Raw genomic sequence first — 6570 nt, 5'->3', positions numbered from 1 at the left:
AAATACCCCCCTTTTTTTATCAAGATAGAAAAAATTTGTACACAGGCTTATACACAGACAAAGTTAATGAAGAAACTCGACTTATCCCCATAACGTAAAAACTGTGGATAACATTATCCACAGGCAGTTGAATCTGTGTATAAAGTTATCCACAGGGTGTGTATAACTTGTTTTGTCCTAAGCGATCAGGATCATGTTATGCACAATTAGTGTATCAAAAGAAATAAGCTCTGGCAATGGTTGGAATGATTTATCCACAAGTAAATTCAATCGTCCACAGGTAGTTACCCACAAGCTGTGGATAGTGTGGATAAATTGTGGATAAGAGGTGGATAACTTTTTGAAAGAGGAAGCGTTAAAAAAGAGTTATTCACAAAATACAAAAGAAGTGGAAAAAGGAAATCCAAAATCGAGGATTGACGTCGATTTTAAAAAATACTATCGTAGACAAAGTGAAGAGTTATCCACGGAAAGTGTGGATAATGTGGATAAGTCTGTGGATAGGTGGATAAGTCTATCAATCTGTTCTTTGTGATCCAGTCGCATTCTATTGTGTAATAGAGTTTGCATGCTGGAATCCTATCGCCTGTTTTTAAGAAACAAACCTTTATGCAAGGCGAGAAATCTTCTGAACTTTCATTGACAATGCCACAATCAGTTTATATAATGTACAAGACTGCCTTAAAGTAGAAAATAACAATTGGTTATAAAGATCTTTTAAAGGAGGTGCAGACGAATGAAACCAACTTTCAACCCAAACAACCGTAAGCGTAAAAAAGTTCACGGATTCCGTGCGCGTATGGCTACGAAGAGTGGCCGCCGTATCTTGGCTGCTCGCCGTCTTAAGGGCCGCAAAGCCTTGACTGTCTAATGCATTGATGCATCCATCACTTCGGGCATGATCCGAGGTGATTTTTTTTTATGTTTTTTCGTGTGTTCGTGCTTTTGTCACATGCGCCCTATCGCGTCGCATGTTTATTCTATGATATGATGAGAGACGACGAATTTTCGTAGTGTCAGGATGGAGTGTGAATAAGGTGAAGAAGGAATACCGCGTCAAGAAAGACAAGGAGTTCCAAGCGGTGTTTACTAAAGGAGCCTCTGTCGCAAATCGGCAATTTGTCGTGTATGCCTTGAAAAAGGAGCAACAGACTCACTTTCGGGTTGGTTTATCCGTCAGTAAGAAAATCGGGAATGCCGTCGTCCGGAATCAGGTAAAACGGTATCTTCGGGAAGCATGCCAGCAGCATGAAGCCTCGATTGCCCCGAATTATGATTTGGTGATCATCGCGCGCAATCCGGCCGCGAAGATGACCGCGCAAGAAGTGGCTGACAGTCTCCGTCACGTGCTCAAACGTTCCGGTGTCTGGATGCGATCAAAAAAATGAATCGTAGCAATGCATCCTGTTGATTTGTACGGCGCTCCCTTTCCTTGCCTTACTATAGAAGAAGATGGCGTTCGACAAAGCGTAAACAATTTCTAGGAGGAATTATGAACAAGAGAACTAAGATTTGGTTAACTCTCGGACTCATGTCCGTGCTCGCGATCGTATTATCCGGCTGTACACCTAGTTCGTATGGTACTGGTGAACCGATCACAGCAGACACAGAAGGTTTTTGGAAACATTACTTCGTTTGGCCGATGGCGTGGTTGATTCGTGAGATTTCACAGTTCTTTAGCGGTGATTACGGTATTGGAATCATCATTACGACACTTCTCGTTCGTCTTGTCATCCTTCCATTGATGATTAAACAAACGAAGAGTATGGGTGGAATGCAAGTCATTCAACCGGAAATGATGAAGCTTCGTGAGAAATACAGCTCAAAAGACCAAGAGACGCAACAGAAATTGCAACAGGAAATGATGAAGCTTTACCAAGAGCATAACGTCAATCCACTTGCAGGCTGTTTACCGATCTTGATCCAAATGCCGATCTTGATCGCGTTCTACAATGCCATCATTTATACACCGGCTATTTTCCAACATACGTTCCTCTGGTTCGACCTTGGGAAACCGGATCCATTCTTCATCTTGCCGATCATGTCTGCAGTACTGACGTATCTGCAACAAAAGATCTCGATGGCAGGTCAAGAAGACAACCCACAAATGAAAATCATGCTCTACGTCTTCCCGATCATGATCTTCATCATGGGTGTTACACTCCCATCTGCCCTTTCGCTTTACTGGGTCGTCGGTTATATCTTCTCGATCATCGTCACGATTGTTATCATGAAGCCGATGCGTGAAAAGATCAAAGTGCAGACAGAGGCAACACTTGCAGCAAAACGCGATAAGGAAGCGGCGCAAGCAGCTCCGGCTCCTAAAAAATCGAAAAAGAAACGCTAATACGTGAAGAGCGACGCTTTGTTTTGACAGAGTGTCGCTCTTTTTCTTTTGCGTCATTTCGTGTATAGTTGTTTCGTTATACCCATTGCAACGATTAAGGATTGAACACGTATAAAAAGACAGAAGAAAAACGAGGTGGAAGAACGGATGATGGAATTTGATACGATTGCCGCGATTTCGACGCCGATGGGAGAAGGGGCGATTGCGATCGTGCGCTTATCGGGTCCTGATGCAGTCGCTGTAGCCGACCGCGTCTATAAAGGAACCAACCGCTTGACGGAAGTACCAACCCATACGATTCATTACGGGAAATTGGTCGATCACGAGGCGGATCGTGTTGTTGATGAAGTAATGGTGAGTGTCATGCGCGCACCAAAGACGTTCACACGTGAAGATGTCATCGAATTGAATTGTCATGGAGGAGTCGTCGCGGTCAATCGTGTCCTCGAACTCATCCTCGCACAACCGGAAGTCCGATTAGCGGAACCGGGTGAATTCACGAAACGTGCGTTCTTGAACGGACGAATCGATTTGTCGCAGGCGGAAGCTGTCATGGATCTCATCCGCGCGAAGACGGATCGAGCGATGCATGTCGCCGTCAGTCAAATTGAAGGACGTCTCTCAAAACTCGTCCAAGACTTACGTCAACAACTGTTGCAGACGATTGCTGCGATCGAAGTCAACATCGATTACCCGGAATATGACGCAGAAGAGATGACACAACAGATCGTCGAACGTGACGCTGGAGCTGTCCGCGCGATTCTGGCAGAGTTATTAACAACGGCACGCCAAGGAAAAATCCTTCGTGAAGGGTTATCCACAGCGATCATCGGTCGTCCGAACGTCGGTAAATCGTCTTTGCTCAACACATTGGTGCAAGAAGCGAAGGCCATCGTCACGGATATCGCGGGAACGACACGCGATACGATCGAGGAGTACGTCAATGTTCGTGGTGTACCACTAAAGTTGATTGATACGGCAGGGATTCGAGAGACGGAAGATATCGTCGAACGGATGGGTGTCGAAAAGTCGCGTCAGGCTTTAAAGACGGCCGATTTGATCTTACTCGTCCTAAACGGGAACGATGTCCTAACGGATGAGGACGTTTTGCTGTTTGAAGCGATTAAAGGGATGAACGCAATCATCATCGTCAACAAGAGTGACTTGGCGCAACAGATTGATTTGGTACGTGTCACGGAACTTGCCGATGGTCGACCAATCGTTACGACGTCCTTGCTCGAAGAAGCAGGGGTCAACGATCTTGAAGCGGCGATTGCGAGTCTGTTCTTTGAACAGGGTGTCGAGAGTCAAGATATGACGTACGTCTCGAATGCACGACATATCCAACTGATCAAACGCGCGAGTCAAATGATTGAAGATGCCCTCGGTGCAGCAGAAGCAGCGATGCCGATTGACATGGTACAGATCGATTTACGACGGGCATGGGACACGCTCGGCGAAATCAATGGAGATACAGCACAGGATAGTTTATTGGATCAGTTGTTTTCGCAGTTCTGTCTCGGGAAATAATTCGAGACGACTGCGTGTGGAATAAGAAGGAGGAACCAGTACTATGGCTTATCAAGCAGGTGAATTCGACGTCATCGTCGTCGGAGCCGGACATGCCGGCATTGAAGCCTCTCTTGCTGCGGCACGAATGGGCTCGAAAACGGTCATGTTGACAATGAATCCCGATATGGTCGGATTCATGTATTGCAACCCGTCGATCGGTGGTCCTGCAAAAGGGATCGTCGTCCGGGAAATCGATGCGCTCGGTGGTGAAATGGCACGCGCGATCGATGCAACGTATATTCAAATGAAAATGTTAAACACGTCAAAAGGTCCTGCTGTACGAGCATTACGGGCGCAGGCAGATAAATTCGAATACCAAAACCGGATGAAAAAAGCGCTCGAGGATGAGCCGAATCTTCTCTTGCGTCAAGCGCTCGTCGAACGGTTGTTGATCGATGAAGAAGGACGTTGCGTCGGTGTCGTCACGAATACAGGGGCGGAGTACCGGGCGAAAGCGGTCATCATCACGACCGGAACGTTCATGCGCGGAAAAATCATCATCGGTGAATTGTCGTACGAGAGTGGTCCGAACAATCAGATGCCATCGATCAATCTATCGAAACATCTTGAAGAACTTGGATTTGAGCTCGCACGTTTCAAGACAGGTACACCACCGCGAATCGACGGGAAAACGATCGATTACTCGAAGACGGAGATCCAACCAGGTGACGAAGTAGCGCTTCCGTTTAGTCATGAAACGACACAGATGATCACGGAACAAATTCCATGCTGGTTGACGTATACGACGGAGTATACGCATCAGTTGATCGATGCGAATCTACACCGTTCACCGATGTTCTCTGGGATGATTAAAGGGACAGGTCCCCGTTATTGCCCATCGATCGAAGATAAGGTCGTCCGGTTCAACGATAAACCGCGTCACCAAATCTTCCTTGAGCCAGAAGGTCGCGATACGGAAGAAGTCTACGTGCAAGGGTTATCGACAAGTTTACCGGAAGACGTTCAACACGATATTCTCCGCTCGATTCCTGGGCTTGAGAATTCAGAAATGATGCGTCCTGGTTATGCGATTGAATACGATGCTGTCGTTCCGACACAACTCTGGCCAACGCTCGAAACAAAACGTGTTCCTGGTTTATTCACAGCGGGTCAAATCAACGGAACAAGTGGTTATGAGGAAGCAGCGGGCCAAGGGATCATGGCAGGAATCAATGCTGGACTACAAGTTCAAGGCAAAGAACCACTCATCTTGTCACGTTCACAAGGCTATATCGGTGTCATGATCGATGATCTCGTCACGAAAGGTACGAACGAACCGTACCGCCTCTTGACGTCACGTGCCGAGTACCGCTTGTTGCTCCGTCATGATAATGCGGATCTTCGTCTGTCGGAAATCGGACATGAACTCGGTTTGATCTCGGAAGAACGCCAAGCGAAGTTGCTCGACAAACAAGAGCAAATCCGTCTTGAGATGAAACGTCTTGAGAAGGTCGTCATCAAAGCGACACCGGACGTGAATGCACAGCTAGAAGCGATTGGTGCATCGCCACTTAAGGAAGCCTTGCATGCGATCACGTTGCTGAAACGCCCGGAAATCACATATGCGATGATTGCGCAGATGACACCACCGGAAACACCATTGTCTGCAGAAGCAGCAGAACAAGTCGAAATCCAAGTCAAATATGCCGGCTACATCGATAAACAACTCGATCAAGTCGAAAAAATGATGCGGATGGAGCAAAAACGGATTCCGGATCGTCTCGATTACGATGCGATCAGTGGATTAGCGATTGAAGCGAAACAAAAACTAAACCAAGTGCGTCCGCTCTCGATCGGACAAGCATCCCGGATTTCAGGGGTTAATCCGTCTGATATCTCGATCTTGCTTGTCTATATCGAACAAGGCCAATACGCATTGACTGCGGAGTGAACGAGATGAACCAACAGCAATTCGTAACAGCATTGGCAACACAGGGACTTGAGGTCTCAGAACATCAGTTGCATCAATTCAAGCGGTATTATGAACTGCTCGTCGAGTGGAATGAAAAGATGAACCTGACGGCGATTACCGATGAAGAAGGTGTCTATTTAAAGCACTTCTATGACTCGATCACAGCAGCGTTCTATTTTGATTTCACGACAGTCACGACGGTTTGTGATGTCGGAGCAGGTGCTGGATTCCCGAGTCTGCCGATCAAAATCATGTTCCCGCACCTTCAAGTGACGATCGTCGATTCATTGAACAAACGAATCGGCTTCCTGAATCATTTAGCGACGGAACTTGGACTCGAAGGTGTCGCGTTCCATCATGGACGCGCAGAAGAGTTCGGTAAAAATAAACAATTCCGCGAACGATTTGACGTCGTGACCGCACGTGCGGTTGCCCGGATGTCCGTTCTCGCGGAATATTGCCTACCACTTGCGAAAGTCGGAGGACAATTCGTTGCCTTGAAGGCGGCGAAAGTCAGTGAAGAGCTTGAGGATGGTGCGATTGCCTTGAAAGTACTCGGTGGGAATTTACGGGAAAGTTTCCAGTTCCAATTGCCAGGCGAGGAAAGTGAGCGTAATATCGTTATTGTAGATAAAAAACGAACAACACCCGGGAAATATCCGCGTAAAGCGGGAACGCCTGCGAAAGATCCATTAAGCTAAACACCGTTTCACGTGAAACGGTGACTGATAAAGGTGAG

6 protein-coding genes are annotated in these 6570 nt (G+C 46.9%); all 6 read left to right on the top strand.

The window, feature by feature from the left end:
- The first annotated feature begins 736 nt into the window (after window positions 1-736).
- Window positions 737-871: a 50S ribosomal protein L34 gene (gene rpmH / locus VJ374_RS15970; RefSeq protein ID WP_012371910.1), complete on the top strand. Its 135-nt coding sequence runs from the start codon at window positions 737-739 to the stop codon at window positions 869-871.
- Between the two features lie 166 nt (window positions 872-1037).
- A complete protein-coding gene (gene rnpA / locus VJ374_RS15965; protein ID WP_023469862.1) occupies window positions 1038-1388 on the top strand; it encodes a ribonuclease P protein component in 351 nt (116 codons plus the stop codon).
- Window positions 1389-1492: 104 nt separating this feature from the next.
- On the top strand, window positions 1493-2347 hold the full coding sequence (gene yidC, locus VJ374_RS15960) for a membrane protein insertase YidC (protein WP_329469655.1): 855 nt from the start codon (window positions 1493-1495) through the stop codon (window positions 2345-2347).
- A 147-nt stretch (window positions 2348-2494) separates the two neighbouring features.
- On the top strand, window positions 2495-3877 hold the full coding sequence (gene mnmE / locus VJ374_RS15955; protein WP_056064613.1) for a tRNA uridine-5-carboxymethylaminomethyl(34) synthesis GTPase MnmE: 1383 nt from the start codon (window positions 2495-2497) through the stop codon (window positions 3875-3877).
- 43 nt (window positions 3878-3920) lie between these two features.
- A complete protein-coding gene (gene mnmG, locus VJ374_RS15950; protein WP_035411727.1) occupies window positions 3921-5810 on the top strand; it encodes a tRNA uridine-5-carboxymethylaminomethyl(34) synthesis enzyme MnmG in 1890 nt (629 codons plus the stop codon).
- A 5-nt stretch (window positions 5811-5815) separates the two neighbouring features.
- Window positions 5816-6532, top strand: coding sequence for a 16S rRNA (guanine(527)-N(7))-methyltransferase RsmG (rsmG, locus tag VJ374_RS15945; RefSeq protein ID WP_308102335.1), 717 nt, complete (start codon window positions 5816-5818; stop codon window positions 6530-6532).
- Window positions 6533-6570 lie beyond the last annotated feature (38 nt).

Origin of the sequence: Exiguobacterium sp. 9-2 (assembly GCF_036287235.1) — a bacterium.
Taxonomy (GTDB): Bacteria; Bacillota; Bacilli; order Exiguobacteriales; family Exiguobacteriaceae; genus Exiguobacterium_A.
This window is presented reverse-complemented; position numbering and strand designations above follow the sequence as displayed.